The organism is Staphylococcus sp. T93, assembly GCF_016743875.1.
In the GTDB taxonomy this organism is placed as follows: domain Bacteria; phylum Bacillota; class Bacilli; order Staphylococcales; family Staphylococcaceae; genus Staphylococcus; species Staphylococcus aureus.
This window is the reverse complement of the sequence record NZ_CP068247.1, coordinates 219,964-246,012: the sequence shown is the minus strand read 5'-3', so window position 1 is coordinate 246,012 and position 26,049 is coordinate 219,964. Positions and strand designations below refer to the sequence as shown.

Here is a 26,049-nt window from a genome sequence, read left to right as displayed (position 1 = left end):
CCAAATTATCAATCCTTAAAATATAAACAAATCCTTTGATTTCTTATATGTTCAATTTGAATATTCATGTCATATAAATCACTTAAAACACTACTTTGAATGACATTATCTTTCAAATCTGACTTAACTAGTTGTCCGTTTTTCAATGCTACAATCTGATCTGAATAACAGGACGCAAAGTTAATATCATGTAACACAATGACAATCGCTTTATTCATTTTATGCGCTAACATTTTTAACGTTTGCATAATTTGAACAGCATGCTTCATATCTAAATTATTTAATGGTTCATCTAGCAAAATATATTCAGTATCTTGTGCTATTGTCATTGCAATGTATGCACGCTGACGTTGTCCACCAGATAATGACTTAATATTACGATTTCTGATATCTTGTAGTTGCAACAAATCTAGCGCATCATTGACAATATCATGATCCTCTTTCGTCAAACGACCTTTAGAATAAGGGAATCGTCCAAAGTTTACCAACTGCTCTACCGTAATATTCATTTCAGTATGGTTTGTTTGTTTTAATATAGATATTTTTTTCGACAAGTCATTATTTTTATAATCAGACATGAGCTGTCCATCTATTTTCACTTCACCGTTCTCAAAACGAATTAACCTACATATCGCTGAAAGTAAAGTACTCTTACCCGCACCATTAGGTCCAATTAAAGAAGTCAATTTACCTTTTTCGATATCTATGCTAATATCTTCCAATATCATTTGATTATTTATAGTTTTAGTTAAATTTTCAACTTGAATCATTGCGCATTTCTCCTTCTAACTAATAGATAAATGAAATAACTTCCACCAATCAAATCAATAAGTATACTCATTTCTGTCGTAGCTTCAAACACACTTTCAACTACCCATTGCGCACTAAATAAACTAATCCAACTCAAGCAAATTGTCGCAATTAAAATATACTTATGTTCATACGTCTTCATTAGTTCATGCGCTAGATTTACAGTTAATAAACCTAAAAATGTAATTGGTCCTACTAATGCAGTTGACACAGAAACTAAAACTGAGACTATTACAAGTAGAATTCGCGTTAATTTTTCATACGATATCCCAAGATTAATTGCTTCAGCACGACCTAAAAGCAATACATCTAAATAAGGCAATAGTAAAATTGTAATGACTAATAAGATTACTAATAGCACTGCTGAGAAAGTAACTAAATTCGAATTAGAAGCATTAAAATTAGCAAACATACTACTTTGTATTGCTAAAAATGACTCAGGATCCATAATCAGTTGAATAAAACCTGTTATGCTTCTAAAAAATGTTCCTAAAAGGACACCAATAAGTAAGATAAAATAAATTGAAAAATGTCCGATTTTAAAGATACCTTGGAATAGGATTAGTGCGAATAACACCATCGTTATAAGTGTTAATATAAAGTTCAAATATACATTAGTAACCCATACCGATTGAATTCCAAATAAAAAGACTGGCAATACTTTGATAAATAAATAAACTGCATCTAACCCCATTATTGATGGTGTCAATAGACGGTTATTTGTAATCGCTTGAAAAATCACCACTGAAGTTGCAATGGCAGCACCTACTAAAATAATTAATATGAACTTTCTTAAACGACTTGAAAATTGATATTCAAATATTTCAAAATCAATACCTACAAATAAGTACAGCATACTAATTAATAACGTTACTGCAATTAAAAGCATTATTTTTTTATTATTGTTGCGCATAATTTTTCCTACCTTTCATAAGCAAGATAAGGAAAATGATTGTTCCAAATACACCTATTGTTAAACCAATATTTATTTCATATGGATAAACAACAATTCTGCCAACTATATCAGAAAATAATACAAAGATGGCACCTAACATCATCGTATGAGGGATAGCATTTTTCAAATGATCACCTCGATAAATTGAAATAATATTTGGTATTACTAGTCCTAAGAACGGTAATGTTCCAACAGTCACCACTACCAATGCTGTAATAGTTGCAGTAATAAACAATGCGATGTTAATTAATTTTTCGTAACTCAAACCTAAATTATTAGTAAAGTCTTTACCCATTCCTACAATCGTGAAATGATTAGCAAAAAGATATGTCAATGCTAAAAGAGGAATACTTAAATATAAAATTTCATAGCGTCCACTTGTGATAATGGCAAAGTTCCCGTTAAGCCAGTTACCAATGCTTTGAACAGCATTCGTGCGCAATGAGATGAAGGTTGTGAAACTTGCAACAATCCCACCCATCATAATTCCTAAAAGCGGTACAAAAATGACATCTTTCACTTTTATAAAATCAATGATTTTAACAAATAAAAACGTACCGCAAATACTGCAAATAACAGCAAATACTAGTTTTAATAAAATATGACCGGTTGGAAAGAACAATAAAGCAATTAAAATACCTAGTTTAGCCCATTCCATCGTTCCAGCTGTAGTCGGACTAACAAACTTATTTTGCATCATTTGTTGCATTATCAAGCCTGCTAAAGCCAACGAACTTCCAGCAATTAAAATACTCATCGTCCTTGGTATTCGGCTTGAGAATAAAATATTCCGCTGTGACTCAGTTAAATGTAGTAAATCTTTAATTGATAGTTCACTCACACCTATGAACAACGAAATAATTGTCAACAATATTAGTAATAGAAGCAAAATATTTCCCTTTAATAAATACTTCATTACAAATTTTTCTCCCTTTAAATTAATGATAATCATTATCATTGATAATATTTCTCATTAATAGTAGCGTTTTTTGACCATAATTTCAATAGCCTTTCAAATAATTTAGTGTCAATTTTATTGATATTTGCAATTAAACTGAAATTTAATTTTTCGGAATGTGTATTTTGTTTACTTAAAGTAAAATAGAACACTTAAGATTTTGATGTCTGGGAATAGTGGAAATGATAAAAACTACTAATGATTGATTAAGTAGTGGTTCTTAACATTAGCCTCAGCTAATGTGTACTTAAAAATAGGAATACATGAGTAAAACTCATGTGGAAGTGATAATTTCTAAAGGAAAAAGTTTTTCTTTATGTTGGGGCCCCGCCCGAACTTGCACAATATTGTTAGCTGACTTTCCGCCTGCTTTTATGTTGGGGCCCCGCCAACTTGCACATTATTGTTAGCTGACTTTCCGCCTGCTTCTATGTTGGGGCCCCGCCAACTTGCACAATATTGTTAGCTGACTTTCCGCCTGCTTCTGTGTTGGGGCCCCGCCAACTACTGCCAATATAAATAGCATTGTACATCTTAGAGCATTGATTTCTTACTCAGACTCATAATGAGTTAGATACACATAAAAAAAGACCTTCAACATGTAGGAGACAAGACGAAACGAATCGCTATTTCCCTTTACATGTGAAGGTCTTTTAATTTAATTGTTATTTGTTGTCAAATACAAAGTCATCATCTTGTAATGCTTCTACGTTTAATGCTAATACATAACCATCACCTTTTACTGAGAAGAAGTCATGGTTTTTAGTTGTTGTATCTAAGGCATTCTCAATGATTGGGTTAAATTCACGTTCCTCAAAATAAGGTTCAAAGCCTAAGTTTGAAAGTGCTTTGTTTCCATTATATTTAACATAGTTTAGCACATCTTCAGTGATTCCAAGATCATCGTATAACATTTTTGTGTATGACTCTTCATTTAAATACAAGTCATTTAGCAATTTATACATTTCTTGATCTGCTTTTTGTTTCTCACTTTCAGATAGTTCATTTCGTAAATGCTGTGCATCTAAACCGGTAAATACACCATGAATAGATTCATCTAAAAGAATTTTACGAATGATTTCACCTGATGTCGTCATTTTCCCTTGACCAGCAAGATATAGTGGATAATAGAAACCTGAGAAGAATAAGAATGTTTCTAAAAATACACTCGTAACTCTGGCCATATATTGGTCGTATATCGAAGCTTCTTTACCCCAAAGTTTGTGATAATTAGCAACAATTTTATCAGATTTATATTTTAAATGGGGTTCCTCTAAAACCCATTCATCTAATAGGTAGTTTGTTTCACTAGATGGTAATAGTGTTGTGAAAATATGTGAATAGCTTTTCGCGTGTATTTGCTCCATCATCGCCATAAATGAATAAACTGCTTTTTTCCTTAAGTCAGTCGTATGTAGCATAACTAAAGGCATGCCATCATCTGCTTGATGTGTATCTAAGCCTGTTAAACCAGCTAATGCTTTTTTAAATGTGTCTTGTTCAGCTTCAGATAAAGTCTTCCAACTTGCAATGTCTTTTGATACTTTAAATTCTGTTTCAACCCACATTTGAGATATATTTTGTCTCCAAAACATATTCGTCATATCTTCTTGTGTGTTCCAATTAACAGCTATCATGAATATAATTTCCTCCTGTAATGTTACTCAATAATTGACAAATACAGACATAGCAGTCTAATCATCTGCTAATTCAGACCAGATGATTAGCTGTTTGTCATTTTCAACATTTAATTGTTAGATAGAACAACTTGTACATTCTTCTACACTTAATAATTTATTTCTAGTATAGTAAAGTGATTTTAATCCTTTATAGTGCGCATATACATATAATCTTGCTAACTCACGTGTAGAAATTTCAGAATTAACATAAAGGATCGTTGAGATACCTTGGTCAATATGCGTTTGAATTGTCGCAATTAAATCGATTAATTTCATCTGATCAGTATTGAATGCTGATTTGTAGTACCACATTGTTTGTGGTGATAAGAATGGCATAGGGTAAAATGTTTCCGCATTACCATAAGTACGACGTTCAATTTGGTCAACGATTGGCATTACAGAACTTGTTGCATTTTGAACATAAGAAATACTTTGTGTTGGAGCAATTGCTAATCTATATGCATGATATAAACCATATTGTTCAACATCTTGTTGTAGTTTCTTCCAATCCTCAGAAGTAGGAATAGCCATACCATCGAATAATTCACGTACTTTTTCGAATTGAGGTTCAAATTCTTGAGTTGTATAGAACTCGAAATATTTGCCATTAGCATAATCAGACTTTTCAAAGTCTTGATATTTGATACCACGCTCTTTAGCGATTTCCATTGAACGTTCGATTGAGTAGAAATTCATCATCATAAAGAAGATATTTGCAAAATCTTTTGCTTCTTCTGACTCATAACCAATTTTATTTTTTGCTAGGTAACCGTGTAAATTCATCACACCAAGACCAACTGAATGTAATTCACTGTTAGCTTTTCTAACTCCTGGTGCATTTTGAATATTTGCTACATCACTCACAACAGTTAATGCGTCCATACCAGAGTGAACTGAATCTCTGAATTTTCCGCTTTCCATTACATTAACAATATTTAATGAGCCCAAGTTACAAGAAATATCACGTTTAATTTCGTCTTCAATACCATAGTCATTAATAATTGAAGTTTCTTGTAGTTGGAAAATTTCCGTACATAAGTTACTCATTTTAATTTGTCCAATGTTTGAATTCGGATGCACTCTGTTAGCATTATCTTTAAACATTAAATATGGATAACCTGATTGTAATTGTGTTTGCGCAATTAAATTCAACATTTCACGCGCATTCTTTTTCTTTTTCTCAACATTTGGGTTTGCAACCATGTCATCATAATATTTTTCTAAATCGATATCGTCTAATGTCACACCATATTCTTCTTTAACTGTATGAGGTGCAAACATATAAAAGTCCTTACCTTCTTTAGCTAAATCGAAGAATTTAGATGGAACAATTAAACCAGTTGATATTGTAGATAAACGTAAATCTTCATCCGCATTTACTTTTTTAGTATCTAAAAATTCTTCTACATCATAATGGAAGATATTTAAGTACACAGCACCAGCACCAGGGCGTTGACCAAGTTGATCTGCATAGCTAAAGCCACCTTCAAGTGACTTAGCAATAGGTAAAACGCCTTTCGCTACGCCTTTAATTCCTTTAATTGCTTCACCACGTGCACGCAATTTAGATAAGTTAATTGCAACGCCGCCCCCAATTTTACTTAATTGTTTTGCAGTTGAATCAATAAAGTTAATTGAATTTAAGCTGTCATCCACTTCTAATAAGAAACATGACACTAGCTCACCACGACGCGCACGGCCTGCGTTTAAAAATGTTGGTGTCGCTGGTTGATATCTTTGTTCAACCATAGCAGAAATAAATTGTTTAGCTTGTGCTTTATTACCATTTGCTAGGTATAAAGCAACAATGGCAACGTGTTGATTATAGTCTTCTAAGTATTGACTTTTATCATTTGTTTTCAAAGCGTAATCTTTGAAAAATTTACTAGCTGACATATAACTTGCAAAATTAAACGGGATTGATTTTGCATAATCAGTGATTTCAATTAGATCCGCTTCACTATAAATATCAAACACATTGAAATAAAAATCGTTGTCTACTAAATAACGTAAACGCTCGATTTCAGTGTCGAAGAAGATTGTTTTGTCTTTTACTTCTTCTAAATAAGCTACTAAAGCTTCTTGGTCTTTTTCTAAACTAAAGAATCCATCTTCTCTTCGTTTAGTGACCTCATTATTTAATTCAATATGATTGTACTTTTTCTCTTCCATGGTTTTCATTAAAATTACCCACCTTGTTCTTAAATTCAATAACGTCTTTGTTTTTTCCATGTAACTCAAACTTCATTAATAAAGGGACATTATACTCTTCTGATATCGTGCGACCCGCTTTTGCGAAATTTAGTCCCCAATTTCGATTACCGCTAGCTGCCACACCTCTGATGTATTGATGATTAACTTCTAAAAAAGATTGAACGGGTTCTGGTACTTCTCCAAATCCAATAGTGCCAGTAACGATAATAAACGGTTCATGAACTGGTTCCATACAATTTTCTGCTGTAATCTCAAGCGTATTTTCAAGTTCTGTTCTCTTAATAAAACGACGGACATTTCCAGTAAATGAAAAATATATTATTTTCATTGGATCACCTTCTTTCTTCAACCCTTTTAAATAAAGTAGTCATTCCAATTAAAAAATGCTTTAACAACATGGTTACTATGGTTATCTCAGCATTGTATTAACTATAATGAAGCTACTTATTTTCTCAAATGTAAACCAATTGCATAGATTTATATTTGAGAAAATAGTAGCTTATATGGGTTGAATGTATAAAAATCACTATATGTAGTGTTTACATCATTGGATATCTTCCATTTGCTCAGTACATTTTCTAAAAATATGACTATTAATTGATAATAACTATTAAATTTCTGTGTTAAATTACTTTTAAATGTAATTTCTTCATAAATAAAGCATTTGCATACAAAACACAAGATATTGTGTCTTTTTCGTTTCACCAACACTATATTATGTGTTTCATTATACATAAGACACACTATGATTTAAAGTGCCATTTTCTAATCGAATGTTCGTAAAACGTTCCAACTAGGCACCAATACTAAATTAGAAAAACTTGAACAAATTTAAAAAAATTTTTTAGTAGATATCACTTGATTTTTTTAAATCTGTGTCAATCTCAATTGTATCAACAGAAATCAAGAAAAAGCTTATTAGCTTGATACTGAATTGATATTTGTTTTATGTAATAACACAAACATTCATAAAAGTGTAATGCCCTATTATTCCGACAAATAAACACAGAACGTTTGTTCGCTACAGTCTATTATAGTCTTTTTATAGTAAATTTCAACTATTTATGCACAACATGTTGTTTTATGCTAATATAAATACGTTAATTTTATATAAAAGAGGCGATAAAATTGAATCCTAAAGTAAAAGGTATCATTGCCATTTTAATTTCGGCTATTGGTTTCAGTTTTATGTCAGTGTTTTTCAGACTTGCAGGTGACCTTCCTGTTTTTCAAAAATCATTAGCACGAAACTTAGTAGCAATGTTTATTCCATTATTTTTTATATATAAATACCATCAGCCAATGTTTGGCAGACTTTCAAGTCAACCCTTATTAATAACACGATCAACACTTGGACTTATTGGTGTATTGTTAAATATTTATGCCATTGATCATATGGTACTTAGTGATGCCGATTCATTAATGAAACTCAATCCTTTCTGGACGATTTTATTAAGCATTGTTTTCTTACATGAAAAGGTAAGGAAGTATCAAATTACAGCAATGATAATTGCTATTTTAGGTATGCTTTTAATAGTGAAACCTGAATTTTCATCATCTATGATTCCATCATTAGCTGGCTTATTCTCAGGTATTTTTGCAGCATCAGCATATACATGTGTTCGAGCACTTAGTACAAGAGAAGCACCATATACTATAGTATTTTACTTCTCCTTATTTTCTGTCATCGTTTTAATACCTTTCACTGCATATACTTATGAACCAATGAGTCAGATGCAAATACTTTATCTATTAGGGGCTGGCTTAGCTGCCGCTGTGGGTCAAATTGGTGTTACTTTAGCATATAGTTTTGCAGCAGCAAAAGATATTTCTATTTTTACGTATGCATCTATAATTTTCACAGCAATACTTGGATTTATTCTATTCGGAGAATCTCCAGATTTCTATGCAACATTAGGTTACGTCGTTATTATCGGTGCAAGTTATTACATGTTTGAAAAAGCACGCCGAGACGCCAAAATAATAAAAAAATAAATTTAAAGGAGCGCTTTATATGGCACATGGCCGTCAACAAGATGAATTACAAGATATAACTTTATTAGGAAATCAAGACAATACTTACAATTTTGACTATCGTCCTGATGTATTAGAATCGTTTGATAATAAGCATCAAGGTCGTGACTATTTCGTAAAATTCAACTGTCCAGAATTTACATCATTATGTCCAATTACTGGGCAACCAGATTTTGCAACTATCTATATTTCATATATTCCAAATGTTAAAATGGTTGAATCAAAATCTTTGAAATTATACTTATTTAGTTTCAGAAATCACGGTGATTTTCACGAAGATTGTATGAATATTATTATGAATGATTTGATAGAGCTTATGGACCCACATTATATTGAAGTCTGGGGCAAGTTCACACCACGTGGTGGAATTTCTATTGATCCTTATACAAACTATGGACGTCCAAATTCTAAATATGAAAAAATGGCTGAGCATCGTTTGATGAATCATGATTTATATCCCGAAAAAATAGATAATCGTTAAATGTATCATTTAATAAACACACCAATAAGTTGATTTTCCTAACTTATTGGTGTGTTTTTCATTTAGCATACATAATAGGTTACATTAAAATAACATTTTATACCAAAGTACACCAAAAGAATATTAGTACACGAATTAAACAACATTTTTATAGAAACCTATTGCACTTTAACGTCAATAAGTATATTTTTATATTATCTCTAATTAATTGTGCGCGCTTAATAACAGAATATTCTCAATATTTTTATTTTTTTGTGATTTGTTGGAATATTTAGTTGATAAGGCACAATCAAATTTACTTAAACTATTGTATTAGGGGAAGAAAGGATGGGATGTATACATGACACAACAAAACTCCCATGGAAATCAAATTCAAGACATACCTCAAACAGGATTTTTCGGGCATCCTCGAGGACTAGGCGTACTCTTCTTTGTAGAGTTCTGGGAAAGGTTTAGTTATTATGGCATGCGTGCCCTACTCATTTTCTACATGTACTTTGCCGTAACAGATAATGGCCTTGGAATTGATAAAACAACAGCTATGTCAATTATGTCAGTTTATGGTTCATTAATCTATATGACATCAATACCAGGCGGATGGATTGCTGACAGAATTACAGGCACTAGAGGCGCTACTTTATTAGGTGCAGTCTTTATTATTATCGGACATATTTGTTTAAGCTTACCATTTGCATTAATCGGCTTATTCACATCAATGTTCTTCATCATTATTGGTTCAGGTTTAATGAAGCCAAACATTTCAAATATCGTTGGCCGTTTATATCCTGAAAATGATAGACGTATGGATGCAGGTTTTGTTATTTTCTATATGTCAGTTAATATGGGTGCATTATTATCACCTATTATTTTGCAACACTTTGTTAATGTTAAAAACTTCCACGGCGGATTCTTGATTGCAGCAGTTGGTATGGCATTAGGTTTAGTATGGTATGTACTTTTCAACCGCAAAAACTTAGGTAGCGTTGGTATGAAACCTACTAACCCATTGACACCAGCTGAAAAGAAAAAGTATGGTCTTATTATCGGAAGTGTTGTTTTAGCAATTGTATTAATTATCGTTATTGGTGCATTAACTAACTCATTATCATTTAACTTAGTTAGTAATACTGTTTTAGTATTAGGTATTGCATTACCAATCATTTACTTCACTTTAATTATTAGAAGTAAAGATGTCACTGATACTGAACGTTCTCGTGTTAAAGCATTTATTCCATTATTTATTCTTGGAATGGTGTTCTGGGCTATTCAAGAACAAGGGTCTAATGTATTAAACATATATGGAATTGAACATTCAGATATGAAATTAAACTTATTTGGTTGGAAAACAAACTTTGGTGAAGCGATCTTCCAATCAATTAACCCATTATTTATTTTATTACTAGCTCCAATTATTTCACTTTTATGGCAAAAGCTTGGAACTAAACAACCTAGCCTGCCAGTAAAATTTGCAATTGGTACGTTCTTAGCAGGTGCGTCATACATACTAATTGGTATTGTAGGTTATGCATCAGGTTCATCAAACTTTTCAGTTAACTGGGTTATTTTATCGTACATTATTTGTGTTATCGGTGAGCTATGCTTATCACCAACGGGTAATAGTGCTGCTGTTAAGTTAGCACCTAAAGCATTTAATGCCCAAATGATGAGTATTTGGTACTTAACTAACGCTTCTGCACAAGCAATCAATGGTACTTTAGTTAAGTTAATAGAACCACTAGGTCAAACAAATTACTTTATTTTCCTAGGTGTTGTTGCAATTATTGTTACAACAATTGTATTAGCATTCTCACCTTTAATCATCAAAGCGATGAAAGGTATACGTTAATATTGTTGGCCTAATTCAAAAAACAGTAAGTCATTTAAATGGCTTACTGTTTTTTTATAGGTTTCTATTAATTAAATTCAAGATATCAGTATAAATAAAAACTTAATATGCTCATTATAGACAGCTATAACTATATTTTCTCGTCCCACTCTATAGAAATCAATTTCATTTATTACCATTTTCTCTATTTAAAAACATATTTTTGGTATTAACAATTAAAAGTGGGTATATATATTTAATGAACCAATTTTTAGAAAGTAGGCTAAACTATGGAAAATAAATATACACATGGTGTCCTCTTTTACCATGAACACAGTGGATTAAAAAATATTAATCAAGGTATTGGGGAAGTTACAACAGCATTAAGTTCAATTTGTAAGCATCTTTCTATTCAATTGAGTGAAAACGAAGGTGACATTATTAAATATTGCCAAGAAATCAAAACTAAAAACTATGCAAAAGATGTAGATATATTATTTATTCTTGGCGGTGATGGCACGGTTAACGAACTTATAAACGGTGTTATGACACATGACCTTCAACTCCCTATTGGCATTTTACCAGGCGGTACTTTTAATGATTTTACAAAAACGCTAAATATAGCACCTAATCATAAACAAGCTAGTGAACAAATGATTTCTGCACAAGTTGGTACATACGATGTAATTAAAATAAATAATCAATATGCACTCAACTTTGTTGGCTTAGGTCTCATTGTTCAAAACGCTGAAAACGTACAAGATGGTTCAAAAGATATATTTGGTAAATTGAGTTATATTGGATCAACTGTCAAAACACTGCTAAATCCAACACAATTTAATTATCAATTATCAATAGATGATAAGACATATTCTGGCGAAACGACCATGATACTAACAGCAAATGGTCCATTCATTGGTGGTAGTCGTATACCATTGACTGATTTGTCTCCTCAAGATGGTGAACTGAACACTTTCATTTTTAATGAACAAAGTTTCAGTATTTTAAATGATATTTTTAAAAAGCGTGATAGCATGAATTGGAATGAAATTACTCAAGGTATTGAGCATATACCTGGTAAAAAGATTTCACTTACAACAGATCCAGCAATGAAAGTTGATATTGATGGCGAAATTTCATTAGAAACACCTATTGATATTGAGGTTATACCAAATGCCATTCAGTTACTTACTGTCAATGATTTGTAAGCATCCGGAATGATCTTAACCCGATATTATATTAGGTTTGGAGTGTAATCATAAGATTCAACGCACCTTATATTCGTTTTTATTAGCTTTAAGCTATTACCCTGTTTCAAAAACAGACATATAATTTTGGCGCATGCCACTAAAATGATTGATGTTGTATTTTAAATCATAGTGGTTTATGCGTCTTTTTCAAATTCTATAAAAAATCGGATGACGTGTAATCTGCCATAGATTAACACATTCATCCGATTTATAATAATAAGATAGACTAACATTTATTGAGAGCGGGACGGAAATGATAAAGAACGACTAATGATTGATTATGTAGCGATTCTTTATCATTAGTCACAGCTAATGTGTACTTAAAAATATGAATGCATGAGTTACACTCATGCATAAGAAATACTAATTTCTAAAGAAAAAGTATTTCTTTATGTTGGGGCCCACCCCAACTTGCATTGTCTGTAGAAATTGGGAATCCAATTTCTCTATGTTGGGGCCCCGCAGTCAACTACTGCCAATATAGTGTTGTAGTGTCTAAGACATAAAAGTTCATCTCAGTCACAATTACTTTATAGCCTATCCATCATCTTTTCTACATGAAATTTTTCAAGTGATATATTTTATTTCTCAATATTATCTAAAAAATACTGTTCTACATCTTTCCAGCTATTTACGCGTTCAAATCGATCATCATTAATATTATGCACTGCTGTAAACATAATCGGTGTACCAGTAAAAATTTCAAGCTGTCTAGGATTGTCATCTATTAAATAATCAGCTTTAACGATGTTTTTTCTACCACAAAAAACAAAATGCTGAGGATCTAAAAATGGAAAGAACTCTAGTAACCATTCATATTTATCACTAAATGATGTTGGTACATCCATTGCTGCTGTAGCAATATATACATCATAATGTTCAGTTAATTTTTTCACAACTTCTTGTGCATACGGCATCACTTTAAGATGTCTGAAGAAGCCTGGTTCTCTCAATACTTCTGTAATTAATCCATCATGTTCAGGAATAACATGTTTAAGTTTTTGACCATTCAAAGCTTCCATTTTAATACCTAAATCCGCTCTAAAATTGACAGCATCAATGATTTCTCCTAATGTATCTGCCAATACTTCATCCATATCAATCGCGATTGATTTACGGGTCATTTTAATCTTCTCCTGAAAATATCAGTATTGATTCAGTATAGCAAAAAAGCAATTGATACAAAACAATATCATCTATTGTTGCTTTTTACACTGAATACTCTCACCTCATCATTCACACTGCATTGAGCTTGAGACATAAATCAATGTTCAATGCTCTACAAAGTTATATTGGCAGTAGTTGACTGAACGAAAATGCGCTTGTAACAAGCTTTTTTCAATTCTAGTCAACCTTGCCGGCGGGGCCCCAACAAAGAGAAATTGGATTCCCAATTTCTACAGACAATGCAAGTTGGGGTGGGACGACGAAATAAATTTTGCGAAAATATCATTTCTGTCCCACTCCCCACTTACTATTCGTATTTAAAGTTTGATAAAACTTCTAACATTTTATCATTTTGTTCTTTAAAACCAATTGTAATTCTAACACCAGTTGGAAATGGTCGCGTAATACACCCTACATTTAAAAGTGCTTCATAAAGTTCATTTACCCGCTTTGTTTTTACAAATATAAAATTCGTTTGACTTGGCAAGAAATACTCACTTTGAGGTAATTGATAAAATCTTTCGCGTTCAACACTATTTTTATGTGTTACCTCTTTTAAATATTGTTGATCTTCAAGTGCTGCAACTGCTGCGTATTCAGATATACGTGTCACATTAAATGGTGGTCTAATGATGTTCCATTTTTCAATCGCATGTTCACTTGCTACCACATATCCTACACGTAAACCCGCTAATCCATACGCCTTTGAAAATGTACGTAATAAGAAAGCATTGTCATATTTTTGTTGCAAAGCAAGTGTATCCGGGTAGTCCTCTGCTGTCACAAATTCAAAATAAGCTTCATCTATAATTACTGGTACATGTGGAGGTACTTGAGATAAAAACGAATCTAAGCTCTCATGATTAAAATATGTACCTGTAGGATTATTTGGATTACATAACCATACCAATGACGTATCTTCATTAACTTCTTTTAAAATACCTTCTAAATCGAAGCCACCATCTTTTAAAGGTACTTGTATCACATTAGCTGATTCAACAATCGCATTGTGATAATATTGACCGAATGTCGCTTCACTTGTAACAATAGTATCCCCTGGCGTTAATACAGCTCTAGAAATCATTAATATAACTTCATCTAATCCCGCACCAAATAAAATGCGTGATTGATCTACATTTAAATGTTTACTAATCGCCGCTTTTAATGTCGGTGATCCTGTTTCAGGATAATAATATAACTCATCTAAGTGTGCTGATATCGCTTCTTTAACTTTAGGCGATGGTCCATACAAATTTTCATTTGATGCAAGTTTATATAAATCTCCTTCAATGCCATACTTTTCTTTCAATGCCCTTGGAGATAAACCAGGCTGATATGCTGATAGTTGATTAAGTTGTTCTTTCATAATAAAAACAACCTCCTTAGAATTAACTGAAATTTCAAAAAACTTATATTCATTATATCGCTCTATGTTTCTAAAATGCAATGCTACTATTTTCACATCATAATAGCTTACATTGTGTTTAACATGTCATATTTTTTAATCATTATTGCATGTTTAAATTGAACATAATTATAGATTTAAATATAACAACGCCACATAAGATATAATTTGGTGTTACGCATCTTATGTGGCGTTGGTCGTTATTTGATTAACCCTTTTGCTTTTAAATAATCTTTCGCAACTGTATATGGGTCTTCATTTTTAACTGTTACTTTATAGTTCATCATTTGCATATCTTCATCAGATATTTTGTTTTCTAGTTTGTTTAACGGTTTCTTAATTTCTGGATGTTTCTTTAAAAAGCTTTCTTTAAATAATGGTGCTCCTTGATATGGTGGAAATACGTGCTTATCATCTTTTAACACAACCATATCATATTGTTTTAATTCAGCGTCAGTTGAATATGCATCTATTAAATTAATATTACCTTTATTGATCGCTTGATATCTCAACTTAGGTTCCATTGTACGTATGTTATCTAAATTTAAATTATAAGCCTTTTGAACAGCTTTGTAACCATCTGGACGATCATTAAATTCCAATGTAAATCCTGGTTTAAGTTGATCTTTAACCTTATTTAAATCACCAATTGTACGTATATTATGTTGTTTAGCAAAATCACGTTTTACAGCTAAAGCATACGTATTGTTATACTTCATTGGTTTTAACATAGTCATTTGATATTTCTTTTCAAGACTTTGCTTAGCTTGTTCATAAACTTTTTTCTCTTCTTTTGACTTCAATGGTTCTTTTGTTAATTCACCTAAAACTGTTCCAGTAAATTCTAAATACCCATCTATATCGTCAGATTTTAAAGCATTAAATAAAAATGCTGTTTTGCCCATACCATCTTTCACTTCTACAGTATTTTTGGTCTCTTCTTCTATTAAAATTTTATACATATTTGTAATAATCGATGGCTCGGAGCCAAGCTTTCCAGCTAACGTAATTTTATCACCTTTTTGTGCAAACATAGGAATAGCGATAGCCAGTATAATAATCATCACTATAACACCTAACGTCATCAATAACTTTTTATAAGATAATTTAGCCATAAATCTTAAAATTAAATCAAATATAATTGCCAATAAGGCTGCTGGAATTGCACCTAATAATATCAACGATGCATTGTTACGGTCTATACCTAATAAAATTAAATCTCCTAGTCCGCCTGCACCAATTAATGCTGCTAGTGTTGCTGTACCTATAATTAATACCATAGCCGTTCTTACACCAGCCATTATAACAGGCATTGCTATCGGAAGTTCGACTTTAGTTAAACGTCTAAATGGTTTCATACCTATACCTTTAGCCGCTTCAATGAGTGATGGATCAACTTCTTTAATTCCAGTATACGTATTCCTTAAAATTGGTAACAACGCATACACTACAAGTGCAATAATTGCTGGCACACGACCGATACCAAATAAAGGAATCATTAAACCTAATAATGCCAACGATGGTATGGTTTGAAGAATTGCCGCAATATTCATTACGATTTCAGATATCGTTTTAGTCTTCGTTAATAAAATACCTAATGGTACCGCAATAGCAGTTGCAATCAATAATGCGATAAATGATATTTGAATATGTTCTATCATTGTCGAAAAGAGTTGCCCCTTACGTTCACTCAATATGTCGAAAAAGTTAGTCATGTTGAGCTACCTCCTTTTTCTGGGACAAATATTTGAAGATATCTTTCCTATCAATAACATATTGACCTACGCTATCTTCTTGCATGACAATGACACGCTCGCTCTCTGATAAAAGTTGATACAATACTTCAATTGGTTGATTGTCATAAACAATTGGATAAGCGCTCATAGATGTAACCTCATCGATTGGTTTCATAATATCCAAGTCACGGATAATTGCGTTCTCTTCAACACATGGCGCATCATCTTCTAAATGACTACCCATAAATTGTTTAACAAATTCACTTTGAGGATTATTTTTAAATCCTTCTGGTGTGTCAATTTGTTCAATATGCCCTTCATTCAAAAGACAAATCTTATCACCAAGTTTCATCGCCTCTTGAATATCATGTGTAACAAATATGATTGTCTTCTTAATTTTAGTTTGTAATTCAATTAAATCATCTTGAAGTTTTTCTCGGCTGATTGGGTCTAATGCACTAAACGGTTCATCCATTAAAATAACTGGTGGATCAGCTGCTAACGCACGTATAACTCCTACACGTTGTCGTTGCCCCCCTGACAATTCATCAGGTTTTCTGTTTTTATATTTTTCAGGTTCTAATCCAACCATTTCAAGTAATTCATCTACTCTTTTATCTATATCTTTTTCTTTCCACTTTTTCATTTGTGGCACTTGTGCAATATTTTCTTTGATTGTCATATGTGGGAATAATGCAATCTGCTGCAATACGTATCCAATATCCCAACGCATTTCGTATACTGGATAATCACTTATTGGTTTATCTTTAAAATAAATATAACCTTCACTTAAGTGAATGAGTCGATTAATCATTTTTAATGTCGTAGTTTTTCCACAACCTGAAGGTCCAATTAGCACAAAAAATTCACCCTCATTAATATTGAAACTAATGTTATCGACAGCAACATGTTTGCCATAACGCTTAGTTACATTTTTAAACTTAATCACTTTGCCACCTCTTTTTTTCTCATAGCATAAAACCGAGATTATATGTATGTATTCCCTATTTAACCACGTTTATTACAATTTTCAAATTTAAATGATTTATCCTTGAACTTTTTTAATAAAATAATGAATAATAGGTAATCTCCAGTTAAGAAATAGTGTTATTTTACCTTGAATTCAAAAAAACACCCAGTAAAACAAGGAATGCTTACTAGGTGTCTTCACTATACTTTGGCTTTATAATTTTGAATCGTTTCTAAAAATGCTGGACAATAATGTTTTAATTTGTAACTACCTACGCCATCAATATTAATCATATCTTGTTTCGAAGCAGGCTTACGTTTAGCAAATTCCTCCAACGTGTAATCAGAAAATATACTTACAGGTGCTATCGTTAATTTGTCACTTAACTTTTTACGAACTTCTACCAACTGACTGAATAATACTCGGTCAACCCCTTCAACCGTATTTATAAATACTTTTTCAGTCGCTTTTTGCTTAAATGGTGTTGTGAATACTTCTACTTCATTACTGAGTAATTTTTTAATTGAAGTATCACACATTAATATTTCGTCATTTTCATTTAAGAACCCTTTGAATCTTAATTCATCTATTAAGTGACTTAATTCTGATGTTGTGTAACCTTTCATTAAACCATGGGTTGAAATTTGGTCATAACCTTTATACTTAATATAATCTGTTGACTCTCCTCTTAACACTTGAATGATAACACTATAACTCTCTTGTTGTTTCATACGAGCGATGCAACTAATAATCATCTTAGCTTCTTGTGTCATATTATATGATTTATCTTGTTGAACACAATTACTACATTGTTCACATTCTTCTAATTTTTCATTCGGTTCAAAATAATGGACAATTGTTGCTTCTAGACATTTTTTTGTTTTTGTATATTGAATCATTTTAGTTAACTTTTCGCCCATTTTATCTTTATAGTCATCATCAGCTTGAGAGACTGTTATAAAATACTCGTGTAAATTGATATCGCGTTCGCTAAATAACAAAATACATTCACTTTTCAACCCGTCACGACCTGCACGACCCGCTTCTTGATAATAAGATTCTAAATCTCCAGGCATATTATAATGAATAACAAAGCGTACATTGGATTTATCAATACCCATACCAAAAGCATTTGTAGCAACGACTACTTTAACACGATCAAATAAGAAATCATTCTGCGCTTCTTCTCTTTCTTTATTGCTCAAACCTGCATGATATATAACACTTTCAATTTTCTGACTTTCTAAGGCTTCTTGAAGCTCTTCAACTTGCTTACGTGTAGAACAATAAATAATACCTGCATCTTCATCGTGTGTTTTAATATAATCCAATATAAATTTTTGACGTTGATAAGTAGGATTTACTTTAAAAATTAAGTTTCTACGCTTAGTACTCGTTTTAATTTGATCAGTTTGAGCGATATTTAACTTTTCTCTAATATCTTGCTGTACTTCAACCGTGGCAGTTGCTGTCAACGCTATTATTGTAAAATCTTGAGGTAACGTAAATACTTTTGAAATAACATTTTGGTAACTCGGCCTGAAATCATGACCCCATTTAGAAATACAATGCGCTTCATCAAACGCGACTAAGTGAATCTTTATACGCTGAAGCATATTTAAAAAATATCGGTTTTCAAATCGTTCTGGTGCAACATACAAAAATTGAATTTCTCCATTTGATAATGCTTTTTCAATACGTTGTTGCTCTTTTTGAGTCAAACTACTATTTAAAAAAGCAGCTTGAATTCCCATCGCTTTTAATTGATCCACTTGATCTTTCATTAATGATATTAGTGGACTTATTACAATTGTTGTACCACCTAACAATAAACCTGGTACTTGATAGCATATAGACTTACCTCCACCAGTTGGTAAGACACCAAGCACATTACGATGGTCTAATACTTTGCTAATAATTTCTTCTTGTCCTGGTCGAAACGTTTCATACCCAAAGTAATGCGATAATGTTTGTTGCATCATAAATTGACCCCTTATTGTTGTTCTTTAATTTCTTCTAACTCACTCCATCTTGTGATGTCTAAATCATATTGAATTTCAAGTTGTTCTTTTTCTTCGTTTAATTCTTTAATTTTCCCATAATCTGCACTTGCCTCAATCATGAGCACATCAATTTCTTCCATTCTTACTTCCGCTTGTTCTATGCGTTTCATCAATTGTTCATATTCTAATTTTTCTTTATATGATAAACCATTTTTCTTACGTACAGTTGTAGAAGATTTAGATTGTTGCTTCAATGTGGATTTATTTTTATCTAATGATTTTTTATAACTTTCATAATCTTCAAAAGTTCCGATAATCTTTTCCATCTGACCATCATGAATAAACCAATATGACTGTGCAACTTTATTTAAGAAGTAGCGATCATGGCTTACGGTAATCACTGTACCACCGAAAGTATGAATATAATCTTCAAGTATTGTTAAAGTCTCAGTATCTAAATCATTTGTCGGTTCATCTAACAACAGAACATTTGGCTGGTGTACGAGTAGACGTAATAAATACAAACGCTTTTGCTCTCCACCAGATAATTTATAAACTTTTTTACCATGAGTTGCACTTGGAAATAAAAATCGTTCAAGAAGTTGTGTAATAGATACCGAGGTTCCATCTTTTTCTTTTGCGATCTCACTTTCTTCTCTTAAATAATCAATCATACGAATATCTCTATCCAGGGTCTCATCTGTTTGCTTAAAATAAGCTACTTTAACCGTCTGCCCAGTCTTCAATTTACCTTCGAATTGTTGGTCTTCTCCACTCAAAATATTTAAGAGTGTTGTTTTACCAGCTCCATTTGGCCCAACAACACCAATACGCTCACCTTTTTGAATAATTTCCGTCAGATGTTCAAATAATACTTTATCATTAATAGCCTTTGATAAGTCTTCTAATTCGAACACTTGCTTACCTAATCTTGAATAAGCAAGATTCAATTCACCTTTATCGTCTTTATATTGCTGGTTAACTTCATTTTCTAGGTCATTAAATCGATTAATTCTAGCTTGTTGCTTTGTAGTACGAGCCTTAGCTCCAGCCCTCATCCAAGCAAGTTCTTCCTTATATAAAGCTCGTTGCTTTTGTTGTTGCTTTTGAAGTGTTACTTCTCTTTCAGCGCGCATTTCAATATAAGATTCATAGTTACCAGGATATGACGCTAACTTACCTCTGTTTAGTTCAATAATTCTAGTGGAAACTTCATTTAAAAAATATCGATCATGGGTTACGAATAAAACAGTATGAGGATATTGCTTCACATAATTGATCAACCAGCTGATTGATTCGAAGTCTAAATGGTTCGTAGGTTCATCTAATAACAATAAATCTGGTTGTTCTATTAATGTTTTAGCAAGTACAACACGTTTTTGTTGTCCGCCGGATAATTCTTTAATGTATTTAGTAGTATCATGTATACCTAGTTTTGAGAGGATTGTTTTAATTTCAGCGTTATAGTCCCAAGCATCATGTTGATCCATAGCATCTTGCGCATCCATCATTCGCTTGAACAATTTATCACTTTGGTCATCCGCATAAGCTTGTACTGCCTGCTCATATTGCTTGATGATGCGTAAAGTTGTTGTATCAGAACTTAATACTGCATCAAAAACTGTCATATCTTCATTAAGGTCCTGTTTCTGAGACGAATATCGAATTCGATATTGATTTGGATGCATAACATTGGCTGTAAAATCATCATCAATACCACCAATTACTTTTAACAACGTACTTTTCCCTGTACCATTTATGCCTACTAAACCTATTTTTTCACCTTCTGAAATTGATAAATCTAGGTTATCGAATATAGTCTTATCGGCATAAGATTTATTTAAATGTTCAATTTTATATGCTTCCATACCCATCTTCCTTCTTCTGTTGAAATCTCTACGTACTTAAATCAGTTCTATACATTATACACCTTTTTGAAATCAAAAGAAATCGATACCGTTAAGTGTCATAATTTAATATATTGTTGCTTCAACTATAAATAAAACTTGTTAAGGCTTTGATGACTATGCTAATGATCTTTATAATATACCTTTTTATCAACACATATAATGTAAAACATAATATAAAAGAACATAATAAAAACCCGGATTGATATTTTATCAATCCGAGTTCGTGTTTAGATATTATTTTTTAGAGTTTGCTTTAGGTCCTGTTTCATATTTATACTTCGAAGGATTTACCTTTTTGAAGTCTGGATTTTTGTAGAATCTAAACAAATCACCATTAAGCACGTTGTCACTCATTTCGAGATCCTTTTCAACTTGCTTTTTATTCTTTTCGAAATCAGCTGGTTGAGTAGTTATGAGTTCATTATTTTTATTAGAATAAATCTTACCATTAACATATTTATAATCTTTTGTTATAAAGTCACCATTTCTGAATGGAACTACTTGATTATGACCTTTAGAGAATAAATCAGTACCGAACATTAAATAGTTCTTCGTATCTATACCAGCCAAATGTAAAATTGTTGGCATTACATCGACTTGACCAGCATATTCATTATTGATACCACCAGATTTACCAGGGATTTTAATCCAGAAACCAGTTCTGTTTAAATCTGTAAATTTAGCCGGTGTGATTTTTTCACCTAATAGTTTTTCCATGGCATTGTTATGGTTTTCAGAGATACCATAGTGGTCACCATAAATCATAATCACTGAATTGTCATATAATCCTTTTTTCTTCAAGTCATTAATATATTCTTCTAATGCTTCGTCTAAATAACGTGCTGTTTGAATATAACCATCAACTGTTGCATCACCTGTGTTTGATTTCTCAATAGTTGCATCCTTTTCATCTAATGTGAATGGATAGTGGTTAGTCAATGTAATTAAATGAGAATAGAATGGTGATTTCATCTTAGCTTGATAATTAGCAGAATCTTTAAAGAAAATTTTGTCTTTCAAGCCTAAGTTTACAACGTTTTTATCTGACATGTCATAGTATGTTGCATCATAGAATTTATCGATACCAAAGTGTTTATATACTTGGTCTCTGTTCCAGAATGTTTTATAGTCACCGTGCATGACATCAGATTTGTAGCCTTGCTTTTGATCTAAAATTGCTGGTAATGACTGATACGTATTATCTCCTTTTAATGAAAAGGCAGAACCTTGCGGTAAACCGTATAAACTGTTATCCATTGTAAATTCAGAGTCAGATGTTTTACCTTGACCTGTTTGATGGAAAAAGTTAGGGAAGTATGTGAATTGCTCTTTCCCACTTGATAATTTGTTTAAAAACGGTGTTACTTCTTTACCATTAACCTTTTTATTAATTAAGAAGGTTTGGAAACTTTCTAAATGAATCTTAATAATATTTTTCTTCTTTGCCACCCCATAATATTCTGGGTTAGGCTCTGTTTGACGTTGTTTCGTATAATTTAATACTTTTGTTAAGTCATCTTCAGATGCTAGCGCTTTTTGTTGATTATTTTCGATAGTTTTAACACCATCGTATACTGTAAAGTTATAAGGTCCTAAATATTTCACTAAATATTTATGGTCAAATGTACGTGTTAATAATTCTGGTCTGTCAGTTTCAGCAAAAGCTAAGTTTAAGAAGAATAATGCTACTGAAGCCGCCATTACGACAGGAACAAATTTCTTACTAAATGCTTTTGTGTCTAACCATTTTGTTTTAAATATTAAAATGAATAAGTAAACTAACGTATCAATGAAATAAACAAAGTCATACCATTTGAATGATGCACTAACCGCACCACCCATAGATTCTACGTTACCTACTTGGTTTAAAGTACTAAACGTTAAAAAATCAGAGAAGAATCTAAAGTACACAACATTGGCATATAATAGGAACGTCAATAAGAAGCCGCCTATGAACATGAACCAAAATGCTTTTTTGCCTTTAAAGAATAGGAACACACTTAAAACCAGTGCTACTAAACTATAAGGATTCATCAATAATATTAAGTTTTGTACTAAACCTTTAACACCTAAAGAAAAATCAACATAATAAGAAAAATACGTCTTCAAGGTAATCGTTATTACGGTTAATAAGAAGAACGCAAAAAGACTAATTTTCTTTTTTTGTGAACTCATGATTCTTTCCCCCGTTATTTAGATAATAAATCTTGCGAAAGTACTTGAATAAATTAGATATTAACATTATGTAGTTAATTAATAAGTGCGTTTAAAAGTTAACATTGTCATAATTATAGTAATTACTTTCAGATTCAAGTTTATAATTTTCATTATTTGTAGCTTTCAACTTTGATTTAACAAGTATTTTGGGCTACAACTCATATTTGCTTGTGTAAGTTTCTTTATTTAATATTATCATTCAATTAACAAATTTAAAATTTGTAATCAAATTGTAATAATAAGCATAGCTCAATTAATAAATATAGAGTAATTTTAGTCAAAATTCAAGTAAAAACACACTTTATCTTTTCATTTTACTGTGAAACGAATTAGAAAATGATACATTTCGCAGATAAAACACAGTATTATTTCATTATACATTAGGAGGAAATTATTTGCATCGGACTCGAGTATGAGCTACGTACCAAATATTATTTCATCATTTCTAATTGCATTCTATATTCTATTCCATGGAATAATTGGTTTAACCAGTTACTATACTTAACAAGGTTCTTTTCAGCCGTTAAAATATCTATAAATTGAAATTTCAAACGTGATCCTTGCGGTTTTTGTGCTAATTTCGTTAAATGATAACTTGCGATTGTACCGATTTGCGGGTAGCTACCTAGCGTATAATGATCATTTAATAGGATAATAGGTGTGCCATCACGCTTAATTTGTATCGTTCCTTTTTTGACAGTCTGATACGGTGGCATATCTTCATAAAAAGCTTTGATTTTTTCACCTTCAAGCATCATCCCCATGCGATTTGCTTTGCTCGTTACTTTATAATCATGTTTCACAAATCTTTGAATGGCATCTTCTTTAAAATCTTCCGTACCTTTATTTTTAACGACATGAAATACATCAGACATATAATTAAATGACAAGGCGTATCCATCAATACCCCAATCTGTTTGTTTCGTGTGAGCAAGGTTTTCAAATAACTTATGATGACGAGCTGTATAATCTCTCTTAAGCTTTATTTCATCGCCATCTTGTAATGTTCTACCTTTAAAACCACCAATTTTTACATTAAAGTCGGTTGAGTTAGATCCTAACCATGCATCTAATTCAAATCCGCCTCCCACAGCTAAATACACTCGCGATGTATAACTTGTTTCTCTAAACTTTAAAACATCGCCTTTATCTAACAAATACAATTTATATGGAGATATAGTCATATGCTCAGTGTAAGCTTTGACATTACCCCCTGCTAATGCAATCAGCGTAGGTTCTGTAAAACGAATCGTTGCCATTTTATTAGTCATTTCCAAAGTTGCTTCATTCTTGTCATTTGCAACTAATCGATTAGCAATTTCATGTGCTAAAGTATCAAGTGCACCACATGGAATTACACCATCATGTTCATATCCCCTTCTGCCAAAGTCCTGAAAGCTACTGAATAAGCCACTTTTTTCAATTATGATTGACATCTTTAAACGCTCCTACTTCTAATTCATTTTCATTGATAGGTCTAAATTTAATATTATCGCCTAACTTTAAGCGTGCGAAATCTGATTCTTTCGGATTAAAAAGTGATAATGGTGTATAACCAATAACTAACCAATCATTAATTGTATCCGTAGTTACAATACCGCATTTTTTCCCTTCAAGTACTACAGAACCAGCTGGAATGAATTTTTTCTGTTTACTCGTGTGATTAATATACAATTTCTTATTTAATCCAGTTAAATAAGGAAACCCAGGTGAATATCCCATCATCGAAACAAAATATTGCGCCTTAGAATGTAATTCAATAAAAGTTTCTAGCTTGATTTTGTAATGTTTTAAAAGTGATTCTAAATCCGGACCATATTTCGAACCATACACAATTGGTATTTCAATCAAATCTTGCTGGTTAAAATCATGTTTTATGTTTAAATGAATCGATTCTATTAGTGCTTTCATGTATAAAAAAGGTGATTGTATATTATGGTGTTTAATCATATCCCTTGCGTCATAGACAATCATCATGTCTGATTCTGATGGCACAATTTCTATAATAAATGGATAATTTTGTTCAATTAAATATGAGCGAAGTGTTAATAAATCTTCGGTTAAACTTTTAGATACTTCTTTTTCAATTGCGACTACAATGGCTTGGTCACCTTGACTATATATTTTCATTTGTACACCTCTTCAATATTTGGTTACTTTACTTTCATTTTTAATTATAGAATCGATTGAATAGTTCATTTTACCTACTCACTAAATTTACTGGTGGTACATTAAATCCATTGCCCGCACAACAAAAGGCATAAGTTCGTGAATTAATGCGTATACAAGGATAAAGCTTATAACAGTAGTAATTGTTGCTATCAAACGAACAACATATATTCTATTTTCAGATAGCAATCGATTCACTAATCGATAATTTACGTATACAAGAATTAACAACAGCACAATATAAACAATAATCATATTTGGCCCCA

23 protein-coding genes are annotated in these 26,049 nt (G+C 31.8%); 5 read left to right on the top strand and 18 right to left on the bottom strand.

Features of this window, described 5'->3' with window-relative positions:
• Positions 1 to 8: 8 nt before the first annotated feature.
• The 7 genes from JG553_RS01185 to nrdI all read right to left on the bottom strand — a co-directional run bounded on the left by JG553_RS01185 (position 9) and on the right by nrdI (position 6,944).
• Complete coding sequence (locus tag JG553_RS01185; protein WP_000616842.1) at positions 9 to 770, bottom strand: iron ABC transporter ATP-binding protein; 762 nt, start codon at positions 768 to 770, stop codon at positions 9 to 11.
• Complete coding sequence (locus tag JG553_RS01180) at positions 767 to 1,723, bottom strand: iron chelate uptake ABC transporter family permease subunit (protein WP_001245578.1); 957 nt, start codon at positions 1,721 to 1,723, stop codon at positions 767 to 769. Before JG553_RS01180 ends, JG553_RS01185 begins: the two co-directional genes overlap by 4 nt.
• A complete protein-coding gene (locus JG553_RS01175; protein ID WP_000876318.1) occupies positions 1,710 to 2,681 on the bottom strand; it encodes an ABC transporter permease in 972 nt (323 codons plus the stop codon). The genes JG553_RS01180 and JG553_RS01175 overlap by 14 nt, the downstream gene beginning before the upstream one ends.
• A 38-nt stretch (positions 2,682 to 2,719) precedes the next feature.
• A complete protein-coding gene (locus JG553_RS01170; protein ID WP_000499195.1) occupies positions 2,720 to 2,875 on the bottom strand; it encodes a hypothetical protein in 156 nt (51 codons plus the stop codon).
• Between the two features lie 513 nt (positions 2,876 to 3,388).
• Positions 3,389 to 4,360, bottom strand: a complete 972-nt coding sequence (gene nrdF / locus JG553_RS01165; protein WP_000562498.1) for a class 1b ribonucleoside-diphosphate reductase subunit beta — start codon at positions 4,358 to 4,360, stop codon at positions 3,389 to 3,391.
• Positions 4,361 to 4,477: 117 nt separating this feature from the next.
• Positions 4,478 to 6,583, bottom strand: a complete 2,106-nt coding sequence (nrdE, locus tag JG553_RS01160; protein WP_000855505.1) for a class 1b ribonucleoside-diphosphate reductase subunit alpha — start codon at positions 6,581 to 6,583, stop codon at positions 4,478 to 4,480.
• Positions 6,546 to 6,944, bottom strand: coding sequence for a class Ib ribonucleoside-diphosphate reductase assembly flavoprotein NrdI (nrdI, locus tag JG553_RS01155; protein WP_000692521.1), 399 nt, complete (start codon positions 6,942 to 6,944; stop codon positions 6,546 to 6,548). The genes nrdE and nrdI overlap by 38 nt, the downstream gene beginning before the upstream one ends.
• Positions 6,945 to 7,744: 800 nt before the next feature.
• Between nrdI and JG553_RS01150 the strand changes: the two genes are divergently transcribed.
• From JG553_RS01150 to JG553_RS01140, 4 genes are all read left to right on the top strand, one after another.
• A complete protein-coding gene (locus JG553_RS01150; protein ID WP_001068497.1) occupies positions 7,745 to 8,611 on the top strand; it encodes a DMT family transporter in 867 nt (288 codons plus the stop codon).
• 19 nt (positions 8,612 to 8,630) lie between these two features.
• Positions 8,631 to 9,131 (top strand): preQ(1) synthase, encoded by a 501-nt coding sequence (queF, locus tag JG553_RS01145; RefSeq protein WP_000930014.1) that lies wholly within the window; start codon positions 8,631 to 8,633, stop codon positions 9,129 to 9,131.
• A 29-nt stretch (positions 9,132 to 9,160) separates the two neighbouring features.
• Entirely contained in the window at positions 9,161 to 9,406 is a 246-nt protein-coding gene (locus tag JG553_RS13295) for a hypothetical protein (RefSeq protein WP_001788366.1), read from the top strand.
• A 65-nt stretch (positions 9,407 to 9,471) separates the two neighbouring features.
• Positions 9,472 to 10,977: a peptide MFS transporter gene (locus JG553_RS01140; protein ID WP_000193751.1), complete on the top strand. Its 1,506-nt coding sequence runs from the start codon at positions 9,472 to 9,474 to the stop codon at positions 10,975 to 10,977.
• A gap of 77 nt (positions 10,978 to 11,054) precedes the next feature.
• Here the strand turns inward: JG553_RS01140 and JG553_RS01135 are convergent, their stop codons facing one another.
• Complete coding sequence (locus JG553_RS01135) at positions 11,055 to 11,156, bottom strand: hypothetical protein (RefSeq protein ID WP_001790641.1); 102 nt, start codon at positions 11,154 to 11,156, stop codon at positions 11,055 to 11,057.
• A gap of 90 nt (positions 11,157 to 11,246) precedes the next feature.
• Between JG553_RS01135 and JG553_RS01130 the strand changes: the two genes are divergently transcribed.
• Positions 11,247 to 12,164, top strand: coding sequence for a diacylglycerol/lipid kinase family protein (locus JG553_RS01130; protein ID WP_000429014.1), 918 nt, complete (start codon positions 11,247 to 11,249; stop codon positions 12,162 to 12,164).
• A 623-nt stretch (positions 12,165 to 12,787) separates the two neighbouring features.
• Here JG553_RS01130 and JG553_RS01125 read toward each other — a convergent pair.
• The 10 genes from JG553_RS01125 to JG553_RS01080 form a co-directional block, all read right to left on the bottom strand.
• On the bottom strand, positions 12,788 to 13,330 hold the full coding sequence (locus JG553_RS01125; RefSeq protein WP_000197271.1) for a 5' nucleotidase, NT5C type: 543 nt from the start codon (positions 13,328 to 13,330) through the stop codon (positions 12,788 to 12,790).
• Between the two features lie 350 nt (positions 13,331 to 13,680).
• Positions 13,681 to 14,739, bottom strand: a complete 1,059-nt coding sequence (gene hisC, locus JG553_RS01120; protein ID WP_000663030.1) for a histidinol-phosphate transaminase — start codon at positions 14,737 to 14,739, stop codon at positions 13,681 to 13,683.
• A gap of 239 nt (positions 14,740 to 14,978) precedes the next feature.
• A complete protein-coding gene (locus JG553_RS01115; RefSeq protein ID WP_000180991.1) occupies positions 14,979 to 16,493 on the bottom strand; it encodes an ABC transporter permease/substrate-binding protein in 1,515 nt (504 codons plus the stop codon).
• Positions 16,486 to 17,463 (bottom strand): ABC transporter ATP-binding protein, encoded by a 978-nt coding sequence (locus JG553_RS01110; RefSeq protein WP_000589260.1) that lies wholly within the window; start codon positions 17,461 to 17,463, stop codon positions 16,486 to 16,488. The genes JG553_RS01115 and JG553_RS01110 overlap by 8 nt, the downstream gene beginning before the upstream one ends.
• 221 nt (positions 17,464 to 17,684) lie before the next feature.
• Entirely contained in the window at positions 17,685 to 19,466 is a 1,782-nt protein-coding gene (gene recQ, locus JG553_RS01105; RefSeq protein ID WP_000983677.1) for a DNA helicase RecQ, read from the bottom strand.
• A gap of 11 nt (positions 19,467 to 19,477) precedes the next feature.
• A complete protein-coding gene (locus tag JG553_RS01100; RefSeq protein ID WP_000525111.1) occupies positions 19,478 to 21,361 on the bottom strand; it encodes an ABC-F family ATP-binding cassette domain-containing protein in 1,884 nt (627 codons plus the stop codon).
• A 270-nt stretch (positions 21,362 to 21,631) separates the two neighbouring features.
• On the bottom strand, positions 21,632 to 23,572 hold the full coding sequence (gene ltaS / locus JG553_RS01095) for a polyglycerol-phosphate lipoteichoic acid synthase LtaS (RefSeq protein WP_000098285.1): 1,941 nt from the start codon (positions 23,570 to 23,572) through the stop codon (positions 21,632 to 21,634).
• 473 nt (positions 23,573 to 24,045) lie between these two features.
• The gene (locus tag JG553_RS01090; RefSeq protein WP_000022323.1) at positions 24,046 to 25,050 is read right to left on the bottom strand and encodes a 5-oxoprolinase subunit C family protein; all 1,005 of its coding nucleotides are present in this window, start codon (positions 25,048 to 25,050) and stop codon (positions 24,046 to 24,048) included.
• On the bottom strand, positions 25,034 to 25,744 hold the full coding sequence (locus tag JG553_RS01085) for a 5-oxoprolinase subunit B family protein (RefSeq protein WP_000708692.1): 711 nt from the start codon (positions 25,742 to 25,744) through the stop codon (positions 25,034 to 25,036). The genes JG553_RS01090 and JG553_RS01085 overlap by 17 nt, the downstream gene beginning before the upstream one ends.
• 87 nt (positions 25,745 to 25,831) lie before the next feature.
• Entirely contained in the window at positions 25,832 to 26,038 is a 207-nt protein-coding gene (locus JG553_RS01080) for a hypothetical protein (RefSeq protein WP_001790169.1), read from the bottom strand.
• Between the last annotated feature and the right edge of the window lie 11 nt (positions 26,039 to 26,049).

Excerpts from the sequence above, each read along its gene's own strand:
- JG553_RS01185 (WP_000616842.1), bottom strand. The coding sequence starts at position 770 with ATGATTCAAGTTGAAAATTTAACTAAAACTATAAATAATCAAATGATA.
- JG553_RS01180 (WP_001245578.1), bottom strand. The coding sequence starts at position 1,723 with ATGCGCAACAATAATAAAAAAATAATGCTTTTAATTGCAGTAACGTTA.
- JG553_RS01175 (WP_000876318.1), bottom strand. The coding sequence starts at position 2,681 with ATGAAGTATTTATTAAAGGGAAATATTTTGCTTCTATTACTAATATTG.
- nrdF (WP_000562498.1), bottom strand. The coding sequence starts at position 4,360 with ATGATAGCTGTTAATTGGAACACACAAGAAGATATGACGAATATGTTT.
- nrdE (WP_000855505.1), bottom strand. The coding sequence starts at position 6,583 with ATGAAAACCATGGAAGAGAAAAAGTACAATCATATTGAATTAAATAAT.
- nrdI (WP_000692521.1), bottom strand. The coding sequence starts at position 6,944 with ATGAAAATAATATATTTTTCATTTACTGGAAATGTCCGTCGTTTTATT.
- queF (WP_000930014.1), top strand. The coding sequence starts at position 8,631 with ATGGCACATGGCCGTCAACAAGATGAATTACAAGATATAACTTTATTA.
- JG553_RS01140 (WP_000193751.1), top strand. The coding sequence starts at position 9,472 with ATGACACAACAAAACTCCCATGGAAATCAAATTCAAGACATACCTCAA.
- JG553_RS01135 (WP_001790641.1), bottom strand. The coding sequence starts at position 11,156 with ATGGTAATAAATGAAATTGATTTCTATAGAGTGGGACGAGAAAATATA.
- JG553_RS01130 (WP_000429014.1), top strand. The coding sequence starts at position 11,247 with ATGGAAAATAAATATACACATGGTGTCCTCTTTTACCATGAACACAGT.
- JG553_RS01125 (WP_000197271.1), bottom strand. The coding sequence starts at position 13,330 with ATGACCCGTAAATCAATCGCGATTGATATGGATGAAGTATTGGCAGAT.
- hisC (WP_000663030.1), bottom strand. The coding sequence starts at position 14,739 with ATGAAAGAACAACTTAATCAACTATCAGCATATCAGCCTGGTTTATCT.
- JG553_RS01115 (WP_000180991.1), bottom strand. The coding sequence starts at position 16,493 with ATGACTAACTTTTTCGACATATTGAGTGAACGTAAGGGGCAACTCTTT.
- recQ (WP_000983677.1), bottom strand. The coding sequence starts at position 19,466 with ATGATGCAACAAACATTATCGCATTACTTTGGGTATGAAACGTTTCGA.
- JG553_RS01100 (WP_000525111.1), bottom strand. The coding sequence starts at position 21,361 with ATGGGTATGGAAGCATATAAAATTGAACATTTAAATAAATCTTATGCC.
- ltaS (WP_000098285.1), bottom strand. The coding sequence starts at position 23,572 with ATGAGTTCACAAAAAAAGAAAATTAGTCTTTTTGCGTTCTTCTTATTA.
- JG553_RS01090 (WP_000022323.1), bottom strand. The coding sequence starts at position 25,050 with ATGTCAATCATAATTGAAAAAAGTGGCTTATTCAGTAGCTTTCAGGAC.
- JG553_RS01085 (WP_000708692.1), bottom strand. The coding sequence starts at position 25,744 with ATGAAAATATATAGTCAAGGTGACCAAGCCATTGTAGTCGCAATTGAA.
- JG553_RS01080 (WP_001790169.1), bottom strand. The coding sequence starts at position 26,038 with ATGATTATTGTTTATATTGTGCTGTTGTTAATTCTTGTATACGTAAAT.